Origin of the sequence: Neobacillus sp. SM06, from assembly GCF_050496765.1 — a bacterium.
GTDB lineage: Bacteria > Bacillota > Bacilli > Bacillales > Cytobacillaceae > JAEVLT01.
Map to the genome: position 1 here is coordinate 448,826 of NZ_JBNWEO010000015.1, position 24,749 is coordinate 473,574.

The 24,749-nt window shown below is 39.0% G+C and carries 25 protein-coding genes, 1 pseudogene and 1 riboswitch; of the genes and pseudogenes, 18 read left to right on the forward strand and 8 right to left on the reverse strand.

Annotated elements, in window-relative coordinates; all coding sequences use genetic code 11:
* Positions 1–18: 18 nt before the first annotated feature.
* Together ACQYAD_RS11750 and ACQYAD_RS11755 are read right to left on the reverse strand one after the other, a co-directional pair.
* Positions 19–153, reverse strand: a complete 135-nt coding sequence (locus ACQYAD_RS11750; RefSeq protein WP_430238368.1) for a BA3454 family stress response protein — start codon at positions 151–153, stop codon at positions 19–21.
* A 323-nt stretch (positions 154–476) separates the two neighbouring features.
* Positions 477–707, reverse strand: coding sequence for a hypothetical protein (locus tag ACQYAD_RS11755; RefSeq protein ID WP_430238369.1), 231 nt, complete (start codon positions 705–707; stop codon positions 477–479).
* Positions 708–979: 272 nt separating this feature from the next.
* Between ACQYAD_RS11755 and asnS the strand changes: the two genes are divergently transcribed.
* The 8 genes from asnS (at position 980) to ACQYAD_RS11795 (ending at position 10,180) form a co-directional block, all read left to right on the forward strand.
* A complete protein-coding gene (gene asnS, locus ACQYAD_RS11760) occupies positions 980–2,371 on the forward strand; it encodes an asparagine--tRNA ligase (RefSeq protein ID WP_430238370.1) in 1,392 nt (463 codons plus the stop codon).
* Positions 2,372–2,730: 359 nt separating this feature from the next.
* Positions 2,731–4,458: a PAS domain S-box protein gene (locus tag ACQYAD_RS11765; RefSeq protein ID WP_430238371.1), complete on the forward strand. Its 1,728-nt coding sequence runs from the start codon at positions 2,731–2,733 to the stop codon at positions 4,456–4,458.
* Positions 4,451–5,131, forward strand: a complete 681-nt coding sequence (locus ACQYAD_RS11770) for a response regulator (protein ID WP_430238373.1) — start codon at positions 4,451–4,453, stop codon at positions 5,129–5,131. Before ACQYAD_RS11765 ends, ACQYAD_RS11770 begins: the two co-directional genes overlap by 8 nt.
* A gap of 260 nt (positions 5,132–5,391) precedes the next feature.
* The gene (locus tag ACQYAD_RS11775) at positions 5,392–6,420 is read left to right on the forward strand and encodes a hypothetical protein (RefSeq protein WP_430238374.1); all 1,029 of its coding nucleotides are present in this window, start codon (positions 5,392–5,394) and stop codon (positions 6,418–6,420) included.
* A gap of 14 nt (positions 6,421–6,434) precedes the next feature.
* A complete protein-coding gene (locus ACQYAD_RS11780; RefSeq protein WP_430238376.1) occupies positions 6,435–6,896 on the forward strand; it encodes a hypothetical protein in 462 nt (153 codons plus the stop codon).
* Between the two features lie 6 nt (positions 6,897–6,902).
* Positions 6,903–8,033 (forward strand): cytochrome b N-terminal domain-containing protein, encoded by a 1,131-nt coding sequence (locus ACQYAD_RS11785; protein WP_430238377.1) that lies wholly within the window; start codon positions 6,903–6,905, stop codon positions 8,031–8,033.
* A gap of 232 nt (positions 8,034–8,265) precedes the next feature.
* Entirely contained in the window at positions 8,266–8,964 is a 699-nt protein-coding gene (locus tag ACQYAD_RS11790; protein ID WP_430238379.1) for a response regulator transcription factor, read from the forward strand.
* Positions 8,942–10,180: a sensor histidine kinase gene (locus tag ACQYAD_RS11795; protein WP_430238381.1), complete on the forward strand. Its 1,239-nt coding sequence runs from the start codon at positions 8,942–8,944 to the stop codon at positions 10,178–10,180. The genes ACQYAD_RS11790 and ACQYAD_RS11795 overlap by 23 nt, the downstream gene beginning before the upstream one ends.
* Positions 10,181–10,224: 44 nt before the next feature.
* Here the strand turns inward: ACQYAD_RS11795 and ACQYAD_RS11800 are convergent, their stop codons facing one another.
* Positions 10,225–11,703: an amino acid permease gene (locus ACQYAD_RS11800; RefSeq protein WP_430238383.1), complete on the reverse strand. Its 1,479-nt coding sequence runs from the start codon at positions 11,701–11,703 to the stop codon at positions 10,225–10,227.
* A 99-nt stretch (positions 11,704–11,802) separates the two neighbouring features.
* Positions 11,803–11,996, reverse strand: a riboswitch (Lysine riboswitch).
* 228 nt (positions 11,997–12,224) lie between these two features.
* Here ACQYAD_RS11800 and ACQYAD_RS11805 point away from each other — a divergent pair.
* From ACQYAD_RS11805 to ACQYAD_RS11815, 3 genes and pseudogenes are all read left to right on the forward strand, one after another.
* A pseudogene (locus tag ACQYAD_RS11805) lies at positions 12,225–13,041 on the forward strand (YitT family protein).
* Positions 13,042–13,242: 201 nt separating this feature from the next.
* Complete coding sequence (locus tag ACQYAD_RS11810; RefSeq protein WP_430238385.1) at positions 13,243–13,485, forward strand: DUF2164 domain-containing protein; 243 nt, start codon at positions 13,243–13,245, stop codon at positions 13,483–13,485.
* A gap of 15 nt (positions 13,486–13,500) precedes the next feature.
* On the forward strand, positions 13,501–14,469 hold the full coding sequence (locus ACQYAD_RS11815) for a DMT family transporter (RefSeq protein ID WP_430238386.1): 969 nt from the start codon (positions 13,501–13,503) through the stop codon (positions 14,467–14,469).
* A gap of 48 nt (positions 14,470–14,517) precedes the next feature.
* Here ACQYAD_RS11815 and ACQYAD_RS11820 read toward each other — a convergent pair whose 3' ends face one another.
* The 3 genes from ACQYAD_RS11820 to ACQYAD_RS11830 form a co-directional block, all read right to left on the reverse strand.
* Entirely contained in the window at positions 14,518–15,378 is an 861-nt protein-coding gene (locus tag ACQYAD_RS11820) for a DUF421 domain-containing protein (RefSeq protein ID WP_430238388.1), read from the reverse strand.
* A gap of 21 nt (positions 15,379–15,399) precedes the next feature.
* Entirely contained in the window at positions 15,400–15,606 is a 207-nt protein-coding gene (locus tag ACQYAD_RS11825; protein ID WP_430238390.1) for a DUF1657 domain-containing protein, read from the reverse strand.
* A gap of 77 nt (positions 15,607–15,683) precedes the next feature.
* Positions 15,684–15,887 (reverse strand): DUF1657 domain-containing protein, encoded by a 204-nt coding sequence (locus ACQYAD_RS11830; protein WP_430238392.1) that lies wholly within the window; start codon positions 15,885–15,887, stop codon positions 15,684–15,686.
* Between the two features lie 280 nt (positions 15,888–16,167).
* Between ACQYAD_RS11830 and ACQYAD_RS11835 the strand changes: the two genes are divergently transcribed.
* The 6 genes from ACQYAD_RS11835 to ACQYAD_RS11860 all read left to right on the forward strand — a co-directional run bounded on the left by ACQYAD_RS11835 (position 16,168) and on the right by ACQYAD_RS11860 (position 22,683).
* Complete coding sequence (locus ACQYAD_RS11835) at positions 16,168–16,608, forward strand: MarR family winged helix-turn-helix transcriptional regulator (protein WP_430238394.1); 441 nt, start codon at positions 16,168–16,170, stop codon at positions 16,606–16,608.
* Positions 16,609–16,612: 4 nt separating this feature from the next.
* A complete protein-coding gene (locus ACQYAD_RS11840; RefSeq protein WP_430238805.1) occupies positions 16,613–17,269 on the forward strand; it encodes an HlyD family secretion protein in 657 nt (218 codons plus the stop codon).
* 10 nt (positions 17,270–17,279) lie between these two features.
* On the forward strand, positions 17,280–19,076 hold the full coding sequence (locus ACQYAD_RS11845; RefSeq protein ID WP_430238395.1) for a DHA2 family efflux MFS transporter permease subunit: 1,797 nt from the start codon (positions 17,280–17,282) through the stop codon (positions 19,074–19,076).
* A 189-nt stretch (positions 19,077–19,265) separates the two neighbouring features.
* A complete protein-coding gene (locus ACQYAD_RS11850) occupies positions 19,266–20,180 on the forward strand; it encodes a YitT family protein (protein WP_430238396.1) in 915 nt (304 codons plus the stop codon).
* Between the two features lie 1,455 nt (positions 20,181–21,635).
* Positions 21,636–22,502, forward strand: coding sequence for an SPFH domain-containing protein (locus ACQYAD_RS11855; RefSeq protein WP_430238397.1), 867 nt, complete (start codon positions 21,636–21,638; stop codon positions 22,500–22,502).
* A gap of 13 nt (positions 22,503–22,515) precedes the next feature.
* The gene (locus ACQYAD_RS11860; RefSeq protein WP_430238398.1) at positions 22,516–22,683 is read left to right on the forward strand and encodes an Arc family DNA-binding protein; all 168 of its coding nucleotides are present in this window, start codon (positions 22,516–22,518) and stop codon (positions 22,681–22,683) included.
* Between the two features lie 152 nt (positions 22,684–22,835).
* On the opposite strand, the gene ACQYAD_RS11865 is transcribed toward ACQYAD_RS11860, so the two are convergent.
* Positions 22,836–23,087, reverse strand: coding sequence for a sigma-G-dependent sporulation-specific acid-soluble spore protein CsgA (locus tag ACQYAD_RS11865; protein WP_430238399.1), 252 nt, complete (start codon positions 23,085–23,087; stop codon positions 22,836–22,838).
* 91 nt (positions 23,088–23,178) lie between these two features.
* The gene (locus ACQYAD_RS11870; RefSeq protein WP_430238400.1) at positions 23,179–23,910 is read right to left on the reverse strand and encodes a class I SAM-dependent methyltransferase; all 732 of its coding nucleotides are present in this window, start codon (positions 23,908–23,910) and stop codon (positions 23,179–23,181) included.
* A 160-nt stretch (positions 23,911–24,070) separates the two neighbouring features.
* Here ACQYAD_RS11870 and ACQYAD_RS11875 point away from each other — a divergent pair, with 160 nt between their 5' ends.
* Positions 24,071–24,724 (forward strand): GDSL-type esterase/lipase family protein, encoded by a 654-nt coding sequence (locus tag ACQYAD_RS11875; protein ID WP_430238402.1) that lies wholly within the window; start codon positions 24,071–24,073, stop codon positions 24,722–24,724.
* Positions 24,725–24,749 lie beyond the last annotated feature (25 nt).

Sequence of the window (24,749 nt, forward strand, 5' to 3'; positions counted from 1 at the left end):
GTTTTTATCCTTGATTATTTATTTTGTCCATTGTTGCTTTACTTGTTCAAGCGCCAGCCTGAAAATTTCCTCTTCACTTGTTTCCCGTGAAGTGATGACATTTGTTAAGTAATTTTTGCCTTCATATTCAACCGTTACATTAATTTGTACCATAATGATCACCTTTCTGTTTCAAAATCTTTTTACTGATTCAGTTGATTTTTTGCCGGTATTGATAATGGCCAATCAACAATGAATTTTTATTTACTTTTTTTCTAAATGAATTCTGTGAGCAATAAGAGGAATAAAGTATGTGTATGCTTTTATTCGTTCTTTTATGTTTGTTATTTTTAGGACGGTGGCCGAACGGTATTTGTTTGGAGCAGCTTATCCTTGGATTGCAGGTGAATTTGAGAGAAGTGAGCGGGTTACTGATCATATAACCAAACTTCAGCAAGAATAAACCGAAAGGACAAAAAAACTTCCAAGCGGAAGTTTTATGCTTCAACCAGCAAATAGGTTTCAGCAAATTTCTGCATTTCATGTTTGTCTAATTGATGCTTTTTTAAAAGGGTTTCCGCAAGTATTAACTGCGGTTGAAGGGCGGGGTTTTTCCTCAGCTCTCGAAGTGAGATATCGCCATTTAATAAGTCCAGCGCCGTTTTTTTACCTTCTTGATTTGAAGCAGACTTGAACAAAATGAAAGCAATACATGTAACCTTGTCCATTAAAATGCCCCCTCTTTTTACAGCGATAGGTTAAAATTCGCCTTTTTTTCTAAAAATTCCTGCTAATTTTCAGAAAAATAAATGATTTTCGCTAAAAATTTTTTCAATTTCGTCCATTACAACGGATTTTTGTTGGAAATTGCGTTAACGCTATGATATTTTATAATAATGAAGGATTGAGGCAGGCTTTAAGGGACAATCGAATTCTGCCTTTCCTCCTGATGGATGGAAGGCTTTTTATTAATACATAGATCATAGGAGGCGTCTAAACAATGAAGCAAACCTTAATCAAGGATTTATACAGAAATTCGGAAAACTATGTGAATCAGCAGGTGCAAATTTCCGGCTGGGTGCGAACGGTTCGCGATTCAAAAACTTTTGGATTTATTGAAGTAAATGATGGCAGCTTTTTTAAAGGGGTGCAAATTGTTTTTGATGAACAATTAGCCAACTTCAAGGAGATTACAAAGCTGACGATCAGCACATCAATTCGGGTTGAAGGCGATTTTATTCTAACACCGCAGGCAAAACAGCCATTTGAAATTAAAGCGACAGCCGTTTCAGTGGAAGGCACATCAAGCGCAGATTATCCGCTGCAAAAGAAAAGGCATAGTTTTGAGTATTTGCGGACGATTGCCCATTTACGTCCTAGAACGAACACGTTTTCCGCTGTGTTTCGTGTGCGTTCATTGGCATCATACGCGATTCATAAATTTTTCCAAGAAAAAGGTTTTGTCTATGTACATACACCCATCATCACTGGCAGTGATACAGAAGGTGCAGGGGAAATGTTCCGCGTTACAAACCTTGACTTGAACAATCTGCCGAAAAATGAAGAAGGAAAAGTGGATTCCACGAAGGATTTCTTTAATAAAGAGACAAATTTAACGGTGAGCGGCCAATTATCTGCTGAAGCTTTTGCTCTTGCTTTCCGGAATGTTTATACATTTGGGCCGACTTTCCGTGCTGAAAATTCAAACACGGCAAGACATGCGGCTGAATTTTGGATGATTGAGCCAGAGGTTGCTTTTGCGGAGCTTCCAGATATAATGGATCTTGCAGAAGATATGGTAAAATACGTTATTCAATATGTTCTGGAAGAGGCGCCGGAAGAAATGGCTTTCTTTAACAGCTTTGTTGATAAAGGATTGCTCGAACGCCTTAAAAATGCCCATTTTGCTGAGTTTGGCCGCGTAACCTACACCGAAGCCATTGAGCTTTTGAAAAACTCAGGTGAAACGTTTGCCTTTCCGGTTGAATGGGGGCTTGATTTGCAGACAGAGCATGAACGCTATTTATGTGAAAAGATTTTTAACAAACCCGTTTTTGTTACAGATTATCCTAAAGAAATCAAAGCCTTCTATATGCGGTTGAACGAAGACCAAAAAACGGTTGCAGCAACGGATCTTTTGGTTCCAGGAATCGGTGAGCTTGTTGGTGGCAGTCAGCGCGAAGAGCGTGAAGAGGTCCTTGCTGCGAAAATCAAGGAACTGGGGATGGACGAAGAGGATTATTGGTGGTACCTTGAGCTTAGAAAATACGGCGGAACGAAGCATTCGGGCTATGGTCTCGGTTTTGAACGGTTAATCATGTATTTAACTGGAATGTCCAATATTCGCGATGTGATTCCATTCCCAAGAACGACAGGTAATGCAGAATTTTAATTATTGAAAAAGGAGCTTAGGCGACACAGGCTCCTTTTCTTTACTAAAATCTTAACTTTATTTAGGTTTTAGCGCGGAAATTCCATACGGTAGAATAAAACCTTTTATAATAATATACTTAAATAATATTGTTTAAAAGACCATACTGAAATGAGACGAAACCGATTTCGAAAATGGAGAAATCGGTTTATTTTTATTCAATAAAACTTTTGCCACACTTTGGTAACAATTTTGACTTAAATCATTGCCTGCCTATTTATATAATAGTAAATGAGAAATAAGCATCCAAAAGTTTTCTATTTTTTTTACAAACTTTTACGTGAAACGCACACTAGAGGCTGAGGTGGAGTATGAAAAATTTGACAGCTATTAAAAGATGGGCAGTATTATTAACCAGTTTTTTTATCATTAGCTACGAATTACTCCGCCATGAATTTATCCTTCAAAAGATTTCCTCCAAAACAGATATGGTAATTTCATCCGTTTTGTTTATTATTGGTGCCTTTGTCTTTTCCGAGTTTTTATTTGGATATATTAAAAAAATTGAAAATCAGCGTATTCAACAGGAACGGGAAGCGAAGGCTTTGTTTGATAATAGTATTGATGGCATTTTTGTTTTTCAAACAAATGGATACTTAGTTGACATGAACCAGGGTGCAGAGGAGATGTCAGGTTGGAGACTAAAAGATGTACAGGGAAAACTAAAGTTTGAATCTATTTTTTATTTGGAATCATCAACACTTAGTTTGCAAGCTTTCTTAAAAGGCAAACAGACAAGCGTTAGGATTGAAAACGGCTTGCTGATTGCAAAAGATGGAGCAGAGCTACCGATTAGTGCTACTTTTTCACAAATTCATAATGATTATATGGGTGATACGAAAATCGCTTTCATTGTAAGAGACTTAACACAGCAAAAGCAAATGGCGGACATTATTAAAGGGTTATATCAGGAAGCAACGCAAAAACAATTCGAAGCTGAGACACAATACTGGATTGCGAACAAATTAGCCTCCATCAGGGAACTTACTGCCGATAACAGGCAGCAGATCTTTCAAAATGTCGCAGAGGAAATAAAAAAACTGCTTAATTGCTGTAATGTAGGCTTATTTTTAAATAATTTTTCCAAAGATCATTTGGATACAGTTGCTGTTACGAATCTACCTCAACAGAAAAATATGATGCGCAGTCTGGAACGGGCAAAATACAAAAAAAATTTTGGTAAAGGGCAGGTGCTTACGGAAGTACAAATGAATGGGCAAAAGTCTTTTACATATCCATTGTGCTGTGAAAATTTGGTACTTGGGTATCTTTGGGTCAGTGATAAAAAAGATCGGGTATGGTCTCTCCACCAACAAGAATTGCTCAAAAGTATTATTAACATTCTTACAATTTCACTGGAAAACTTGACGATGTATCAAAAAATGAAAGATATTGCGACATTGGAAGAACGAGAACGGCTCGCACGTGAAATGCATGATGGTTTAGCACAAAATATAAGTTCCATTCATATGAAAATTGAGCTCATAAAAAAATTGGCAATCTCTAACCAAGGAAATAAAAGGGAAATTTTACAAAATGCAGTATTGGAAGTAAGTCAAATTGTTAATGAAGCATATCAAGAAGTGAGGCAAAATTTATTTAACTTAATGTCTCCTTTTTATTCAGAAGGAGAATTTTTTGAACTTTTGAAGAATTATATCAATCAATTTCAGGAACTAAATCAAATTGATGTTGAATTTAGCAACCAACTACAAGAACAAAATAAATCATTTGAACTTTCAGAATCTAAAAAAATACAAGTCGTTCGGATTTTGCAAGAAGCTTTATCAAACGTTAGAAGACACTCAAAATGCAAAAAAGCATTTATATCTATTTTTCAAAAAGGGGATGGCGCCTACGTGATTACGGTTGAAGACAAAGGAATTGGGTTTTTAGCGGATGATCTTCAGACAACAAATCATTATGGATTAAGAACAATGAAGGATAGGGCAAATCTAATTAAAGGAAACCTTGTAATCCAAACAAAACCAAATGCAGGGACAAAAGTAGAATTAACGATTCCAGCGGGAGGGGATGACTGTGTATAAAATCAGGATTCTTGTTTGCGATGATTATGACATTTTGCTGAAAGGGATCGTCCAGCTATTGAAGCTTGAGCCATCTTTTGAGGTTGTTGGGGAAGCAAGGGACGGAATCGAAGCAATAAAATTAACAGAAGAAATTCATCCCGACGTCATTTTGATGGATGTCAATATGCCAAACTGCAGTGGAATTGATGCGGCAGCTCTGATTCGTGAGCGCAATCAGGAGGTAAAAATCATCATGCTCACCGTTTCCGATGATCAAGATGATCTATTCGAAGCGATTAAAAACGGAGCTAACGGTTATTTGTTAAAAAATATCAATTTCGATGATTTAATTGAACATGTCAGCAACGTATATAAGGGTGAACCAGCTTTTTCCCCTGGACTCGCCAATAAAATTCTTAATCAATTTTCACAAATTGCAAGTCAAATCGAAATGGAAAGCTGTCGACAGTATGAACTAAGTAGTAGGGAAAAGGAAGTACTTGAACTTGTTACCAAAGGGAAAACAAACAAATATATCGCACGTGAATTGTTTATTAGTGAATACACCGTGAAAAAACATTTGCAGAGAATTTTGGAAAAATTGCATGTTAATAATAGGGCTGAGGCCGCCGCTGTTGCTGTTCAAAAGGGACTCATTGAAAGCGATTCGAATCTTTTCGAAAGTGTATAATCAAATTCTGCAAAGGGAGTATGTCCGCATACTCCCTTTTTTTGTTGATATCTGCTACATTTTCTAAATCTGGATTTAGTTGTATACTACTAAATGCTACCATATACTCCTTTTGGATACCCCCATATAATACTCCATTTCTACAGCTAAAAATACCCCCTTTATCTTTTCATATTACTCCAAATGAGGAAATGTGTTCTTATTGCATTCATCTTATACTTTAACTGTAGTAAAAAAGCTTTCCAAAGGAGGAGCAAGCGATGAAAAGAAGATTGGCAATGGTCTTATCACTTGCATTTATGATCGTTTTTGGATGGGGAGGATTTGCATCAGCTCACGTATCAAACGAAAAGCAAATTTACAAAGATGTGGCTGATTCCCAAGCAAAGGAAGAAATTACAAAGTTAAGAGCGATCGGTGTAATTGGATTTGTAGAGGGAGAAGAAAACTTTGAACCAAAATCGGAATTGAACAAAAAAACGCTCGGTTTCTGGTTGGCAAAGGCAGGAAATCTTAAAGGGCATACCGAGAAGCCGACGCCTGATGAATATGCTGAGGAATCGGTTGAAAACAAATATATTGACAATTTGGAAGGCAAAGCAACCTATGGAGATGTTGTAACAGGTATTTTAAAAGTCATCGGTGTAAAGGATGTTGAAAAACCGGCTGAACAAGCAGAAGAACTTGGAATTTTAGAAGGAAAATGGCATGACTTAGTTGATGCCAATGGCATTGCAACAAAGGAAAACACTGCATTGCTTTTTGATATGGCTCTTGATAAAAAGGGCCCATCCGGAAAATCCATCAACGACATTTTAGGAATAAAGCCCGGACCAGTTGGAATTGTTAATGATGTAAAAGAAGAAAAAGTGACGGTTGATGGACAAGAAAAAGAAACATTCAAACTTACAATTGATGGAAAGGAATTTCCGTTTTACGGGGAAGGGAAGATTGCTTTATATGATAATCTTTTGGCCGCTAAAGGAAAGCAAGCTGCAGAATCCTATTTAAAAACAATTGTAGAACCTGGAAAACCTGCAACAGATATGATTGTGTTTGTTATGGGTGAAGGGAATCAAAAAGCTGAGCCAGTGGTTAGTAACGAAAGCAAAAAAGAAGAAGTAAAGACTGCTGCCACAAATGAAAATAGTAAAGAAAAGACAGAAACAGCCGGAAAAAAAGCAGAGAAAGAAGCTGGAGTTTCGGTCGGTACTGTTTGGACAGTCATTATTTTAGTACTTGCTGCTATTAGTATTGGTATATATGTATCCGGTCGGAAAAAAGCTTAAATGGAGGATGCAAAATGACACGTTACTTTAACTCAATCCTAATGGCAGTCATTCTATTACTTGGCGGGGCAATCCCGGCAATGGCTCACGGAGGGGAAGAGACCACTTTTAACGCTGAGAATAATGTTAAACAAGCGATTGTCACTATTGTACAAAAGCAGCCGAACATCGGGGTTATTGAAATGAAGCTGGATGAAGTAATAAAAAATAAAGGAGAAGCCGGGAAAGTCGATATAACGAAAGTAGAAGAAGCGCTAAAATTAGTTAAAGATGGAAAGTATGAAAAAGCAAAATCCTTGATGTTTGCATCCATTGCCGAGAATCCAGATGGCAAAAATCCTAATCTTGGGAGTCCCTTTGTGGAATATGAGAAAGAATTTTCACCTGACAAGGCAGTTTATTTACTGCTTGCATCAGCTATCTTCTTTGTTGGCATTGGCGGCTTAATTCTTAAACAACAAAGGTTAAGGGGGTGAAATAATATGAAACAGGAAGCCAGTAAAGAGATGCCTGTACAAAAGAAGAAACGGTTTGTTGAAGCCTTTTTGGAACGCTTCGGAATTGACGCCTTGAATTATGAAGTCCCGTCCCATGCGAATACTTTGCCGTTTACTTTAGGGGGAATCACTGCAGTCAGTTTAGTATTAACGATTATCTCGGGGATCATCTTGGCGATGTGGTATGCTCCGGTTCCTGAAAATGCAAATGTAAGCATCCGCTCAATAATGGAAACTGTCTTTTTAGGATCTGTCATTCGCGGAATTCACTATTGGTCGGCCTCTTTAACCCTTATCGCAATTGTTCTTCATATTTTGCGCGTATTCCTTTATGGATCGTACAAGAACAAGCGTGAAGGGAACTGGATTGTTGGTGTACTCTTATTCGGTACGATGGTCGGGCTTTTTTTTACCGGTACTACGATAAAGTGGGATCAAGAAGGATTCGAGGCACTGGAGCATGCACAAGCGATAGCAGGGACATTCGGTTTTGGAGGCTTCTTTAGTTCAGAAGTTATTCCTGTGTTATTCCGGTTATTCACACTTCATGCCAGCATTTTACCAATTATCCTAATCATACTTATGTTTATTCATATGCTTCTCGTAAAACGCCATAAGATTTCGCCGCTGCCATGGAAAAAACAAGCGCATGATAATTCATTTACGGAAGTGGCAGCTGCTTCAGTCGATGCAAACAGCGCAATCTCAAAAACGGATGAAGTAAAGACATCCGAGACAAAACATACTTTTCTCGAACATTTTCGAACACTTTTTGGCTATGGATATATTGTTCTCGGGGTTGTAATGATATTATCGATTATGGCACCACCCGCTATCGGACCAGATCCTTTGACCGGAATAGAAGTAACAAAACCTTTATGGCCATTTCTTTGGATTTATTCATTAGAAGAATGGTTTGGTATTAATGGCGCTTTAGTAGGCAGTGCGATTTTGTTCACCGGATTGCTTGCAGTTCCATTCTTTGACCGAGGAAGTAAAATCGCTTTTGGAAAAAGAAAATTAATTCTTTCGATTGGGATATCAATTGTAATCGTTTTAATTATCTTAACGATTTATGCAATGCTTTCCCAGCCAGTTGTACATCTTGATATGTAATTTGCAAAAAAGTTAATGTTTTTCAAACGGTTTCTTCTCCATTGGTTTGACTTCGCTTGAAAGGCAGCTGCTTCAGCTTTTAAACGACGCCCTTCCAATATTGGTTGAGTAATAAAAACTATTTAATCAAAAGTGGTTCTCCTCCTTTAGTTTTTCAGGAGGAGTTTTTTTCTTAGCAAATTTTTATCCATAAATTTATAATGAGCTTATCTTGATTTGTGGAGGAAAACAATTGAAAATTCTGGTTGTTGAAGATGAACAAGCATTGTTAGATGGAATTGAAAAAATTTTAACGGAAGAAAACTATCATGTTGATACTGCTGTTACCGGTTATGACGGCTTGGAACTCGCCATTCAAAATATATATGATGTCCTTTTGCTCGACATCATGCTTCCTGAAGTGGATGGATTTGCGATCGTGAAAACGCTGCGTGAAAAAGGGATTCGAACCCCAATTCTTCTATTAACTGCAAAGGATAGTGTCGAAGATCGTGTGAAAGGCTTGGATCTCGGGGCGGATGATTACTTAATCAAGCCATTTGCCGCTCCAGAGTTGCTAGCCAGAATCCGCGTTTTGCTTCGGGGAAAAGGGGAGCAGGTCGAAAGCATCCTTGCCTATGGTCCGATTCGCGTTAATGAAAACGAGCATGACGGATACATCGGAGAACAGAAACTAAATTTAACGGTTAAAGAGTATTTATTATTGGAATTCTTTATCCGAAACAAAGAGCAAATATTGGTTAAAGAACAGATTTTTAATCGAATCTGGGGCTTTAGCTCTGAAGCGGGATTAAATATTGTTGATGTCTATGTCCATCACTTACGGAAAAAACTTGCAGCCTATCATTTGGATCATTACCTTAAAACAGTTAGAGGGATCGGCTTTATGTTAAAAGGAGACGAAGAAGATGTTTCGACAAACGAAAATTAAACTCGTCTCTTTATATACTCTTGTTTTTTTTCTGCTTTTGAATGCACTTGGAATCAGTACATACTTATACATGGAACGGATCTCATTTCTAACCATTGACGAAAACCTTGATAGCAAAGCGAACCATTTTCTGTTAAACCCTTCAAAAGAAATACCGGAGGAGAGCGGGAGGGAATCAGATCGCCGAATTTCCTATATTACGTGGGATAAAAACAAAAAGGCGATAAAGAGCTATCCAAAAAAAGCTTTTTTTCAAAACGATTATCCCTATTTTTCACCGGCAAAAAACCCCGAAAAGCTGCGAACTGTGAAAATTTCGAATCATTCTTATCGGGTTTTAACAATCAAAACGCCGAATGTGGTGGTTGATCAAAAAATAATTAATACAATCCAACTCATTTATAATATTGATCCGGAAGTGCATATGCTTCGAAACTTGTTGTTGATGATGGGGGTTGGAAGTGGTGCGGGTTTAATCCTCTCTGTTTTGGTTGGGTTCTTTTTAGCCAATAAAGCACTGGTACCAATTCAAAAATCGTGGGAAAAACAAGCTCAGTTTGTTGCCGATGCTTCACATGAACTTCGGACACCCCTCTCCGTCATTCAAACGCATTTGGAATTACTTTTCCGCCATCCGTCAAATACAATTGAACAAGAAAGCGAGGTGATTTTTAAAAGTCTTTCAGAAGTAAAAAGAGTTAATAAATTGGTAGCTGATTTATTGACTCTTGCACGGTCGGACTCGAATGAACAATTGCTCAATCGCCAGGACTTTTCCATCACAGTATTGTTGCATTTGATTGTGGAACAATTTACCCCTATTGCCGAATTGAAGGAAATTCAAATCATCGAAAACATTCGTACGGAGGTCCTGTTTAAGGGGGATCAAGAAAGACTGCACCAACTGTTTGTGATTTTGATGGACAACGCCATTAAATTTACCGGGAAAAAAGGGAAAATACAAATTGGCTGTTGGCGTGAGGGAAATGCTTTGATAATCGTCGTGGAAGATAACGGGATTGGGATATCGAAAGAGGATTTACCCCATATTTTCGATCGCTTTTACCGGAGCGATAAAGTTCGTTCCAGAGCAGAAGGCGGTACAGGGTTGGGTCTATCCATCGCAAAATGGATTGTTGTAGCCCATCATGGCCAGATTAGTGTTGAAAGCAAACAGAACGTTGGGACAAAATTTACCATAAAACTTCCCATTTAAAGACAAAGCACACTAGCTAAAGAACTGGTGTGCTTTGTTTAGGATTATTCAAGTTCACATTTTTCTAGTGGAACCACTTTCGTCTTCATTGCGAATTTGTAGCCAAGCCATAATGCGAGGAAAAGCGGTATGCCAATGTATGAAACTAAAACGCCATTCCAGTCAATATGATCTCCCAAAAAGGCAGAATAGTTTTGCCCCAAAATAACGATACCGCAAACAATAAACGCGAAAATCGGGCCAAATGGATAAAATTTTGATTGATACGGCAGAATGCTGAGATCTTTACCTTGGGCAATGAAAGCTTTACGGAAGCGGTAATGGCTGAGCGCTATCCCAAGCCAGGCGATAAATCCGGACATTCCTGAAGCGTTTAAAAGCCAGACATAGACAGTACCGTCTCCGAATAAGGAGGCGAGAAAAGCAAGGGTACCGACAAGTGATGTGGCGATTAACGCGTTTAGCGGAACACCGCGTTTGTTTAATTTACCAAGAAACTTAGGTGCTTTCCCATCACGCGCTAATTCCCAAAGCATACGAGTCGAGGCGTACATACCGGAATTTCCGGCTGATAATACCGCCGTTAAGATAATCGCATTCATAACCGATGCAGCAAATGCGATACCAGCCCTTTGGAAAACGAGCGTAAAAGGACTGACAGATACATCCCCATTTGCCAAATTTCCGTTTGTATATGGAATTAATAACCCAATCACAAAAATGGCCAGAACATAGAACAAAAGAATCCGCCAAAATACTTGTTTAACAGCCTTTGGTATTGCTTTTTTCGGATCATCGCTTTCACCGGCAGCTACGCCAAGGAGTTCTGTTCCTTGAAAAGAGAAACCTGCAGCCATAAAAATTCCAAGCATCGACAAGAATCCGCCATGGAACGGGGCATCACCAATTGTGAAATTTTTAAATCCAATAAATTCTCCACCCATGAGGCCAAAAATCATTAAGGTTCCTGCAATGATAAAGACGATAACCGTAACGACTTTAATAAGAGAGAACCAATATTCGGCTTCGCCAAAACCTTTAACAGACAAGTAGTTTAATAAAAACATAAGAACCAAAAAAGTGCTGCTCCAAACAAGCGATGGGGTATGAGGAAACCAAAATTTCATGATCATTGTAACGGCTGATAACTCAGCTGCAATGGTAATTGCCCAGTTGTACCAATAGTTCCAGCCAAGCGCAAACCCGAGCGAAGGATCAATAAATTTTGTTGCATACGTACTAAAGCTTCCGGCAACTGGCATATATGCGCCCATTTCTGCAAGACTTGTCATTAAAAAATATACCATGATGCCAATTAATAGATATGAGAGTAAAGCACCTCCTGGTCCAGCCGAATGGATCGCACCTCCGCTAGCTAGAAACAATCCTGTACCAATCGTTCCTCCAAGAGAAATCATGGTCAGATGACGCGTTTTTAAACCGCGCCTCAGTTCTGTAGGATTACTGTTGCTATTGTTTGAAACAAAATTTGCTATTTCTTTTCTTACTGTAGATGATTGCATGTCTTTACGCTCCTTTTCATATTTTTTGGAAGGAGTTTGGAGCATAAAAAATACCACCAAAAGGCTATTGGCGGCATATCATACCCCACATTGCGCCTTCCGAAAGATAGCACAACACGTTTTTGCCGGCAAAGTAAAAACGTGACAGTTCTGTTCCTGTTTGGAAACAGCCCCAGCATGCCTGAACAGAGATCCAAAAGCACACTTCGGCAGCTTTTCCTTTCACCCGGAGTCAGCGATTTCTCTGCATCTCGTCCAAATTACTAATAAAAGCCGCGACCTCTACCTCATCGGTTGGATGAGGAGTTATCTTATTAAATTTATAATTCAAAGTTACCCGCACTTAAAGTAAATGTCAATACGTATCAATGAAGAAACACAATACAGAATATTGCCGCAGTATTCGAATGGAAAGATGGCAAACAAATGCAAATTGTTGCAAAAAACTATTAAATTTACTTTAAAGAAGAGAATCGATATGATTTTTTTATAATTATTGGTTGTTTGCAACAGGGGGTAGTCTGATGCGAATTTTCGGTATTTTTGTTGGATCGATCATTGTCGTCATTGCTTTTAATCTGTTCTTAATTCCTCACGCGGTATTAAGCAGTGGTATGAGTGGGATTTCTATGGTATTAGGGATGATAACGCCCATCAATACCGGTATGGCTAATTTCCTCTTAAATCTCCCGCTTTTAATTATCGGCTACCTAAAACTAGGGAAAAAATTTATGTTGAATTCCATTTTTTTCCGTTTTGATTATCTCTGGCGGACTGTATATAGTTCCTGTTTATGCGATTGCTCATGATTCAATCTTATCGTCTATTTTCGGAGGGGCATTAGCAGGGCTTGGGATCGGGATTGTTTTTCGTCATTCCGGCTCGACTGGCGGATTTGATATTATCGGAATGATCGTCTCAAGGAAAAAGGATTTCCCAATCGGAATTCTGCTTTCAAGTATGAATGCCGTTGTCATTATTATTAGCGGCTTTTTGTTCAATTGGGATTCGGCCTTAAATACGTTGGTATCCATTTTTGTTACTGGGAAGGTAGTAGATGGCATATACACCCACCATGTTAAGCTCACGCTTATGATTGTTACAGAAAAGCGCGAGGAGATGCGCCGGCACTTGATTGAAAATTTGTATCGCGGTTTGACCATTGTTGATGGCGTTGGAGGATATACCAATGATCAAAGAAGTATCCTTTTTGTTGTTCTCTCGCGATATGAGCTTCAAGATGTAAAAAATTTGATTGCTGGTGTTGATCCAAAATCATTCGTCAATATTACCCAAACGATTGAAGTAATGGGATTATTTCATAAAATTAGTCCATAATGAATTACAAAACGGTTCAGCCTCTTTATTTGAGAGGTTTTTTTTGTTAAAAGGATTTTCGCCAAGCCTTAGAGAATATAGTATAGAGTAAATCAACCGCAGGAGGCTGTCCAATGTAAGCTGCCCTTACTTTAAAAGAAATTAAATATAAAGTGAGGGATTTTGCATGGATCGTATTTTTGCGAAAAGGAAGTGCAGCAGATGTTTATTCAATTTACCAAACAACAAAAAGATGCAATGATTCGGGAAATCCAGCGGTATTTTTATGAGGAAAGAAATGAAGAAATCGGCAATTTGGCAGCAGAAAATCTACTTGAATTTTTCAAACAAAATCTGGGACCGCACTTTTACAATGAGGCCATTAAAGATGCACGTCTTTTAGTGGAGCAAAAAATGAATTCGATTGAAGAAGATTTATATGCCTTGGAAAAGAAGACAAAGTAAAGAGGAGGGGAAAGGGTGCGACCCATTGTTTTAGGCATCTTTGCTGCTTTCTTTTTCGCTTCTACCTTTATCTTAAATAGAGCGATGGATTTATCTGGCGGAAGTTGGATTTGGAGTGCTTCCTTGCGCTACTTTTTTATGGTTCCTTTCCTATTGGCCATTGTGTGGGGGAGAGGCAATTTAAGGCCGCTGTTTCTGGAAATGAAGCAGCGGCCGGGTGCCTGGCTGCTTTGGAGTACAATCGGCTTTGGTTTTTTCTATGCCCCTATTACTTTTTCTGCTGCCTATGCACCTGGATGGCTGATTGCAGCAACTTGGCAAATCACAATCATTTCCGGCTCACTACTTGCCCCTTTTTTTAGTGAAACAATTCCCACACGAAACGGCCCGGTGAAGATAAAAGGAAAGATTCCTTTTAAAGGTCTGGGCATGTCCATCATTATTTTATTGGGAATCATCCTCATGCAGCTGGAGCAAGCCGGGCGGCTATCGGTGAAGGAGTTGCTTCTCGGTGTATTGCCAATGATGCTTGCATCGTTTGCGTATCCGTTAGGAAATCGAAAAATGATGGATGTATGTGAAGGCCGCTTGGATTCCTACCAACGAGTGCTAGGGATGACTTTTGCCAGCTTGCCATTTTGGTTTGTTTTATCTTTCTATGGTATGGAAACAGTTGGTCTTCCGAGTATGGGACAGACAATCCAATCTGGCATTGTAGCGATTTCTTCTGGTGTGATTGCAACTGTATTATTTTTCAGGGCAACGGATTTGGTGAGGGGAAATATGCGGAAGCTTGCTGCTGTTGAAGCGACTCAATCGACCGAAGTTCTTTTTGCTTTAATCGGGGAATTGCTATTTTTAAAATCCGCTTTTCCATCCTTCCTTTCATGGATGGGGATCTTCCTAGTAATGGCGGGAATGGTATTGCATAGCTATTTTTCACATAAGCTTGAACGAATAAAAAGGCAAGGTGTAAGCATTTAAAAAGTCAAAAGATCCTAGTCAATTGCGATTGATCAGGATCTTTGTTCTTTATCCATTTAAATAGGGAGTGAGTTTTTCGATTTCCTTTTGCATTTTTTCTGCATTTGATTTATACATTTGTTTTGCTTTTTCATCGTCTGTTCCTAATGAAAATAATTCAAGATCGGCTTGTACTTTTTTTAGCATTGCCAATAACAGCGGACGCTGGGTTGGTGACGGTACCTGAATTTTATCATCATAAATATCAACGGTAAGATCCCCATATGAATCAACTTGACCTAAAAAGACATTTTCAAGTGTTACGCCCAGTTTTTCAAGCTCCAAATGTAGCCATCTTCGGCTTTTTCCGGCTGAACGTAACGCTTCATCCAAAATGCTCCCGTCCATGATGACGGTTTGCGGTTCTTTTTCACTAGGCATCTTCATTTGCAAATCTTTTGGTGTTAATGGACGATTTTCTCTTTTTAGAAGTGCGCTTAAATTTCCTCTTGGCTCTAGGACGGCAAATTCTACGTCTGCAACGCGAAAGATGTCTTTTTGCCGTAATAAAGCGGATAGTTCATCAATTGTATATTTTTCCTTTTTTAGATTTTCTTCAAGAATTTTTCCATCTTTAATAATGACAGTTCCTTTACCTTCGACAAAATCACGAAACTTTTTACTATGCAAGGATAAAAAGTCCACACCTAAGGTAACGGCTCCGAATATGATCATGGCTAATGCACCATGATATATATTGCTTTCAAGCCCTGTTACCACTTCGCCTGCAATGCTTCCTATTGTGATCCCGGCAATGTATTCAAAAAAAGACAGCTCAGATATTTGCTTTTTCCCAAGAATTTTAGTCGTGAAAAACAGCAATAGAATAAAAAGAATCGATCGAAAAAGTATCATCGTCCAGCCATCCATGGTTCCTTCACCTCAAAAAAATTATGACCCTTTGTACTGCGGTTCTAAACGATCCAACTCATCACTTCTTGTTTGGAGATCATTTTGTATATCTTCCATTATCAGCATGGATTCATGAAAAACTCGTTGCGCTTCTTCATCTAGGGAATTCAGCGCAAGTGATGATAATTGCGATTTGATTTCCTTGACAGTGGAAAGTGTTTGCTTAACATTTGAAGCAATTGTCATATGCTCACGTCCATTCGTTACGATTGAAAAATATGTATCAGGGTGATGGTTGGCGAAATCGCCAACCAACTTGCTTTTTACTGATTGTACTGCGGTTCTTCAGCCTGAATTTCTTGTAAGCGAGGTTCAAGACTGTCAAGAACGGCCTTTGTTTGTTGAGCGGCTTGCTGATATAGCTGTTTTGCGTTTTGATTGTCTGTTGCAAGAGCAAATGTCTCAAAGCTGGCTTGAGCGCTTTTTAAGCCTGCGAGTGCTTGCTTCACTTGTGTACCTACTGTCATGGTTTTTAACCCTCTTTCTTTGAAAAATAACTTACGGAACTAGTATGCCTTGGTACACTGTTCTTATGTATTTTGTAGAGGAGTACAAAGATGGCAATAAAAGTAAATAAAGACATATAGTTAATGTGTCAATAGGATAAAACAAACTTTTCAACATGTTGATAGTAATATGTTGACATTGCCTAATGGGGCTGTTTATAATTTTATTTCGTAACCCCTTTATTTCGTATACGAAATATTCTACTAGGTACATTTACACTATATAGGAAGTGAGGAAGCAATGTTTGCACTAAACAATGAAATTCTTGAATCTTTTTTGGAAATTAACAAAGCAATCTACAGGCTCGTTAAAAAAGAAGCCGACCGAATGGGTATTACGGTTGTCCAATTAAAGGCGCTCTATAAAATATCCAACAATCCGGATGTCGGATTGGGAGAGTTGGCAGAGAAATTGCGCCTGACAAACAGCACGGTAAGCGGTGTGATTGACCGTCTTGTACATAGCGGTCTTGTTGAGAGGGTGATCCCGCCAGAAAATCGCCGCTCTGTATCCATTCATTTAACCCAAAAAGGGAAAGCGATGTTAGAAGAACTAACTGTATCCGATACAATTTTAACTAAAAAAATAAAGGGGTTAATGGATCTTCCTGCAGAAGAAATCCAACATTTATTAAGATTGCACAAATTGGTTTTGGAGAAATTAACCATTGAGGAGGAGTAAAGGAATTATGAGTACAAAGCGTTTACTATTTTTGAACGTTATCATTTTAATTATTTTGGTTGGCGGGGGCTTTGCTGCCTATTCTTATTACAATCGTTCGGTAAATTATTTAACGACGGATAATGCTCAAATTTCCGGACAGCAAGTAACAATTGCTTCACCGGCTAATGGAAAGCTAGTAGATTGGAAAGGTGTGGTTGGTGATCATTTTTCTAAAAACGATGAAATAGGAACTGTGGTGGCAACAGGACCAGATGGCAAACCGGTTAACATGAGCATCACGCTTCCAAGCAATGGAACAGTTGTTCAAAGCAATGCCGTTCAAGATTCTTTTGTAGCTGCCGGGACACCACTTGCGCAAGTTTTTGATTTGGATAAACTTTGGGTAACAGCTAATATTGATGAAACAAAGATTGATCAAATTTCAGTTGGTCAAGATGTAGATATTTCTGTAGATGCGTTTCCAAATACCACGTTAAAAGGAAAAGTAGAAAAAATCGGATTAGCAACAGCTGGAACTTTTTCTTTGTTGCCAAACACAAACAGCACGGCTAACTATACAAAGGTAACGCAAGTGATCCCAGTTAAAATATCACTCGAAGATTACAAAGGACTTCAAATTGTACCAGGTATGAACGTTACTGTAAGAATTAAAAAGTAGGTGATATGCGATGTTCATATATACCACAATTTATGTCCTTTTAAGCCTTTTACTCATTCTTTTTATCAACTATGCAATCTTTAAGAAAAAAAAGAGCAACCTGAGGCAAGAACAGTTTCACAAAATGAAGGAAGATTACAACGATAAAGATCACACCTTGACCGAACAGGTGGATGAATTACTTAGACACAATGCCGTTTCAGAGCCGGCTGTTGAGTATGGAGAAGCAGGTGTACAGCCGATGGAAACAGCACAGCGGTCATCTCGGCTAAAAAACATCGAAACGGCAAAGGAAGGCGGCAATGGAAAGATTCTTGCGGCACTAATTCTTGGTGCTTTTGTTGCAATTTTAAATCAAACATTACTAAACGTCGCGATCCCAAGAATTATGAATGATCTGAACATTTCCGCGAATACTGTTCAATGGTTGTCAACAGGATATATGTTAGTAAATGGAATATTTATTCCGGTAACAGCTTTTTTAATTGAAAAGTTTGGAACAAGAAAGTTATTTATTACTTCTGTATTCTTATTCACCGTTGGTTCAATTATTTGTTCGATTTCAGTAAACTTCGGTATGCTTATGGTAGGAAGGGTCATCCAAGCTGCTGGTGCCGGGATCATCATGCCGCTATTAATGACTGTGTTTTTCACCATTTTTCCACCAGAAAAAAGGGGAAAAGCAATGGGGATTCTTGGCATTGTTATGATTTTTGCGCCAGCAGTTGGACCAGCGTTATCAGGGTGGATTGTCGGTCATTATTCATGGCGATTATTATTTGACATTGTCATTCCAATTGGAATTCTGGATCTGATCCTAAGTGCGATGTGGATGAAAGATGTGACGGAAGTAACCAATCCGAAATTTGATTTTCCAGGATTATTATTTTCAACCTTTGGGTTTGGTTTTCTTTTATATGGTTTTAGCGAAGCAGGAAATAATGGCTGGTCAAGTACGATTGTCCTTACATCGCTAATTGTTGGAATCATTTCCCTGACCTTATTCATATGGCGAGAACTAAGCACAGATAAACCGATGCTTGATTTACGCGTCTTTAAGTACGATATTTTTGCGCTGACGACTGTTATTAGTATGGTAATCAATATGGCCATGTTCGGTGCAATGATTTTACTGCCAATCTATTTGCAAAATATTCGCGGCTTTACTCCGCTTCAATCCGGACTATTGCTGCTTCCGGGTGCGATCGTCATGGGGATCATGTCACCAATTGCTGGTGCTCTTTTTGATAAAATTGGCGCAAGGTGGCTTGCTGTTGCTGGTCTAATCATCACAGTGATCACAACTTGGCAATTCACAAAGCTAAGTATGACAACAAGTTATAACCATGTTATGATTCTCTATGTGTTGCGAATGTTCGGAATGTCGTTCTTAATGATGACTGTTATGACAGAAGGACTTAATCAATTGCCGCGTCATCTAGGTGCACACGGAACTGCTGCAGCAAATACTGCCAGACAGGTTGCCGGAAGTATCGGAACTGCTTTCCTTGTTACCGTTATGTCAACAAGACAAGGTGTTCATATGGGTGAATATGGTAATGTTATCGCGAGGACAAATCCATATATTGCAAACACCTTAAGCCAAATCAGCCAAGGGATAGCTGGTCTCACCCATTTGCCATTGGCCGCCGGGCAACAACTTGGAGCTTACTTGATATATGGGCAAACGATGCGGCAAGCAACGATTGACGGTATCAATGATTCGTTTATCGTCGCAACTGGGATCGCTTTCGTTGCCTTGCTGCTTGCTTTCTTTATAAAAAGAGCAAAGCCAAAAGAGCATTAAAAAATGGTGCAACGAGGTTCAAGACTGAACCTCGTTTGTTACAATTCATTTTTTGTAGGAAACGTTTTCATCCAAGGATTCCATTTTCTTTGTCGGGAAAAGCATGGAAAAGAAGACAGAAATCTTTACAAATGAAGCTTCAGTTCCGCTATACTAAAAAGGGAAATGAAAAGGGAAAGGGGAAAGAGAATGCCAGAAACAGACGTAAAAAGTGGTGCAGAACAACAGTATTTGCTGGAGAAAATTCAGCACAAAAAACTCCCGAAAAGAAAAATCTTTCAAAGAATTATTCTCATTACGATCGGAGCTATGCTAGTTGGAGTTGGACTCGAAATCTTTCTAGTTCCAAATAATGTGGTCGACGGCGGCATTACAGGCATTTCAATCATGCTTTCTTATTTAACTGGCTGGAAATTAGGTATCTTTATCTTCCTTCTCAATTCACCCTTCGTTTTTATTGGCTATAAACAGATCGGTAAAACCTTCGCTTTCTCTACGCTGTACGGCATTTTCGTACTTTCTATTTCAACTGCTTTATTGCACCCTGTTCCTGCGTTTACCCAAGATATATTGCTAGCAGCAGTCTTTGGCGGAATTATTCTTGGAATGGGTGTTGGAATTGTAATCCGCGCTGGCGGGTCACTTGACGGTACGGAAATTCTCGCAATCCTGTTTAACAATAAGCTGCCCTTTTCGGTAGGGGAAATCATTATGTTTTTTAATCTCTTCATACTGGGAAGTGCCGGCTTTGTCTTTAGCTGGGATCGCGCGATGTATTCGCTGATTGCGTATTTTGTTGCTTCAAAAACGATCGATACGACGATTACCGGTTTAGATGAATCAAAATCAGTTTGGATTATCAGTGAAAATGCCAGTCAAATTGGCGAAGCGATCATGAACAGGCTAGGTCGTGGCGTTACATATATGGTTGGTGAGGGAGCGTACTCTGGTGAGGATAAAAAAGTCATTTTTTGTGTCATCAACCGCCTTGAGGAAGCAAAATTAAAAGAAATTGTTTCTGATTTTGATGATAATGCCTTTTTGGCGGTCGCCGATATTGCTGAAGTACGCGGTGGCCGATTTAAGAAAAAATATATCCATTAGTTGAAAAGTCTGTGTTTTACACAGGCTTTTTTTAGCTAATCAGAATTTATATCCATAAATTCTGAACGCATAAGGGCAACTACGCCTCTGTCTTCGCTAAAGGCTCGCCAATCGGCGAGTTTTCTTTATAATATCAGAATTTATATGTTGCCCCTTTTTAACGATTGCCTGAAGAGTAAGACATGGATTCCAATATTCTGAAACGAATCTTTTTGACCAAAATCATGAATCTGTGACATGAAAAGTAACATGCAAGGAATTTATTCCATTAGTAGGGTGTTTCATGGTTGACTGTTTGATTTCCGCTCCATGCGGCTTCGCTTTCCGCGGGCGTGCCGGGGAGCCTCCTCAGCGCTTTTGGCGCCTGCGGGGTCTCCCCTGCCCCGTACTCCCGCAGGACATTGAATAAGCTTCTTGAATCATCACCGCACGAAGGAAATGCGATAGCATTTTCGAGGAGTCTTCGCCGCCTTCCGCTCCAATCCAAAAAGTGAGCCGGAATCAACCATAAGTAAAATGATAGCGATTCTTTGTCAAATTTCTACGATACTAAATTTTTTGGATTGCCAAATAGGCATGTATCAGGTCTTTTCAGGCTATTCACATGCATGGTTTAGGTTAAAAATGTGAGATATACTTGCGTGAATGTCTTAAATGAGGTCTATGTTTTTCAACTTCAACGATTTCAATCTTGCATGCTTCACCATTTTGTAAAACGGTCTTACTTCTTCTGTGAAACACTTTTTTTCAACGGAACCTCCTCAGCCTTTAACAGTACTTGACCAACATAAAATATGTAAAAATAGGGGCAAATCCTTCGCAACCTTTGTAAGTACGGTTGACGCCTTCCTTCTTGGTATTACAGTTATCAAGTGACGAGAATCAAAAGAGAAATTGGAGCCAAGGAATAAAGGCTCAGACTGGTAAGAACCCGATGGCCTGGTCAAAGTGCTTATGTTACTGAGAGCACAAGGGATGATTGCTTATTTCATCATTGCCAAAAGCAATTCGAATAAGGAAAAAAGTGTTCCGCAAAGGAGTACAAACGATCTGATGTTCCCTAGCAAATGATCGCTTCGAATCCTAGGGTTCATTCGTTTATGGCACCCTGTTGATTGGAGCGGAAGGCGCCGACTCCTGGGGGATTAGCGTTACAGGCGAGACCCCGCAGGACATTGAATAAGCTTCCTAGAAATAACATCGCACGAAGGAAATGCGGATGCATTTTCGAGGAGCGTTAGCGACGAGGAGGCTCAGGCGTTCTGCCCCCCGGAAAGCGAGTGCCTGGAGCGGAAATCAACAGACCCCGTTTATCCGCCAAACTAAAAACGGACCGGGCGGTTTGTGCCCGGTTTTTCTTATAAAACTTTCACAAAAAAGAAATAGACTTTTTTGATATTAAAGTGATATCATAATTGGTGAATAATGTTATATTTTGTTAAGGGGGGAAATAAGGTGAAGGAAAAAGAAATGGTAAAAATAAATGGTTTTATCGGAGTGATTCTCGTCATTGTCACATTTGCTCTCACCGCGTTTAGTTTCCAGCAAGCTGATGTTAATGGTAGTTCATCTATGGTGGCAATAGGCATTCTGTTTGCATTGATCAGTGTATTGCTTTTGTCCGGCTTTACAATTATTCAGCCCAATCAAGCAAAAGTTTTCACGTTGTTTGGCCAGTTTTTGGGCGTGATTAAACAGGAGGGTTTCTGGCTAAGCTACCCATTAACCTTACGAAAAACGGTTTCATTGCGCGTCATAAATTTTAACAGCGATAAATTAAAGGTGAATGATCTTGAGGGAAATCCAATTGAAATTGCGGCTGTTGTCGTATACAAAGTTGTTGATTCGGCAAAAGCGGTTTTTGATGTTGAGGACTACAAAGTGTTTGTTCATACCCAAAGTGAAACAGGACTTCGGCATATTGCAAGCCAATATCCTTACGACAATTTTAACAATGATTACGAGTTTTCACTTCGACAGCATTCAGATGAGGTTGGGAACGAACTGACAAAAGATTTGCAGAATCGATTGGAAATAGCAGGTGTCGAAATTATTGAAGCGAGAATCATGCATTTAGCCTATTCAAGTGAAATCGCCCATGCCATGCTGCAAAGGCAGCAGGCAAAAGCAGTATTAGCTGCTCGAAAAGTGATTGTCGATGGGGCGGTTGCCATGGTAAAATCGGCCATTGAACAGCTTAATCAAGAAGGTGTTGTTGATTTGGATGAAGAGAAGAAAGCGCAAATGGTTAATAACTTGATGGTCGCACTCGTTTCAGATAAAGGTGCGCAGCCTGTTATCAATGCGGGAACGGTATATTAAAGGTGTGATTGGATTGACTGATAAAAAAAGATTTCTTTTGAGACTTGATCAGCAAATATACGATGCTGTTGAAAAATGGGCTAGCGACGAATTTCGCAGCGTCAATGCTCAAATCGAACTGCTTTTAAAGACAGCTTTAAAAGAATCGGGAAGATTGAAAAAAGAAAGACGTCAGAAATGATTGAGACTTGAGGAAGTTTCGTGTCGTTCTATGCGAAAGAAAAAGCCGAACGAAAGCAAGTATTGTCGAGGTTTGCGCTTGCCTAGGAAATATTCATTCGGGAAATCTCATTCAGAAGATGGTACGAGAAAGGCTCTCGGCCATCTTCATTTTCAGAATAGCAATTCATATACTTTGTTTAACTCTTTTGCCCGTTTTTCATCTTTTTCTTCCTTGGCGTAATTAATTTCGTTTGGAAGAATCTTGTTTAAAAATTCAATTTCCCCGCTGCTTAAATGACGTACAAAGGATTCCTCAGAAGAAAAATCCTTCTCAGATAGTTTGCGGAACAATTGTCGCCCTTTTGAATGTTCTTCCGTATAGTTTGCTAAAGTTTCCCGCAAGTAGCCAAGTGTCTTGTCCATCTCTTTCGTTCTCCTTTAGATTCGTTTCTTTGTTATTATGGAATGTCAATATCCGATCTATACATGGATGATGAATAAAGAAAACTCCCCCTTATGAAGGGAGTTTCACTAATGGTTTTGAACAGGATAAAATGCGATAGCTTAGGACATCTTGAAATTGGAGCATTAGTTGGGCATGCATTTGCATGATCCCAAAAAGCTCTGGATCAACATTTGCGGAAAAATCAAATTCAGGTATTTGAAATTCTCCAGGAAGAGAAGGGATTTTTTCTTCTGTTTTAATATTGGTGAATCCTGCCTTTTGCAAAATTTGCCGCCAATCCTCTTCGAACAGCAAGGAATCCACTCCATAAAAGGTCATAATTTCTGCTTTTTCTTCCGATTTAAGCGGGGAATTAATCGTCATTTCATTGGCAATTAATCTGCCGCCCGTTTTTAACACTCGATAAAACTCACTTAGGGCAAGATCTTTTTTTGTAAAAGCTAAAACCGATTCACAAATAATAAGGTCAAATGTGTTGTCTGAAAAAGGAATTTCTTCTACAGAACCCTCAACTAATTGAATCGGAATTTGATGGGTGGCAAATCTGCTCCTTGCTTTTTCTAACATTGTCGGGTTGATTTCCAAACCAGTAATGTTTGCCCCAAATTGATTGTATAAATAAGCTGCTGTTTGACCTGTGCCGCAGCCGGCGTCCAAAATGACAGAATGGTTTGTAATTTTTTCCGCTTCCACGATTTCTTTTGTTAAGGGAATTCCTCCAGGATGTGCGCCGCCAACTCCAAATGCGGCAAGAAAATCAAAATAATTGTATTTCTTCAATGACTCCACCACCACATCTTTTTTTGCATAGTATGTTGGAAATAGCCTATTGGTTCTTTACTCTAGCGGCAACTTTTCATAAATGCCCGCTTCTCAATCGCAAAATGGCCTATGAATGAATATCTTATGATAAGAAATTGATTTTGTGGGAGTGAGAAGCATGAGCTTTTTATATGTCGCCCTAGGAGATTCGCTTACTGCCGGTGTGGGAACTGGTTTATTTTCACCGGGCTTTGTACAAAGATTTAGACGAATGGCCGAGATGGAGCTTGATGAACATGTCTTCGTTCAAATTTTTGCCCATCCAGGCTTTCAAACAGAAGACATTTTAGCGGAATTGGATAATGAATTTGTTCAAGAACAAATTCAAGAGGCAGACATCATAACGATCACAGGAGGCGGAAACGATCTCATTCAAGCTGCAAGGAAATATCTCCAAGATCAGAATGAGCACGATTTTTCAAGTGCATTAAAACAGTCGATGGAAAATTTTCATAAAATGATGAATAAAATGACGAATTTGAAAAAGAATTCATCCAAACCGTATATTGTTCGCATCATAAATTTGTATAATCCTTTTCCGACGGATCCTCTTGCTGCAAAGTGGATAAAAAAATTTAATCAGCTCATCAAAAGTTTTTCGGTAAAAAACAAAATTGCGATTGTCCAAATTGATAAAGCGTTTAAAGATTATGAAAAAGAGTATTTGTCAATAGATGGTGTTCATCCAAATGACGTTGGCCATGAACGAATTGCAGAAAGTCTTCACCGCCTCGGATACGGCGAAATTATATATGAAGTCGAGGAAGAATAGGTAGGTGATCTCGACAACCATTTTG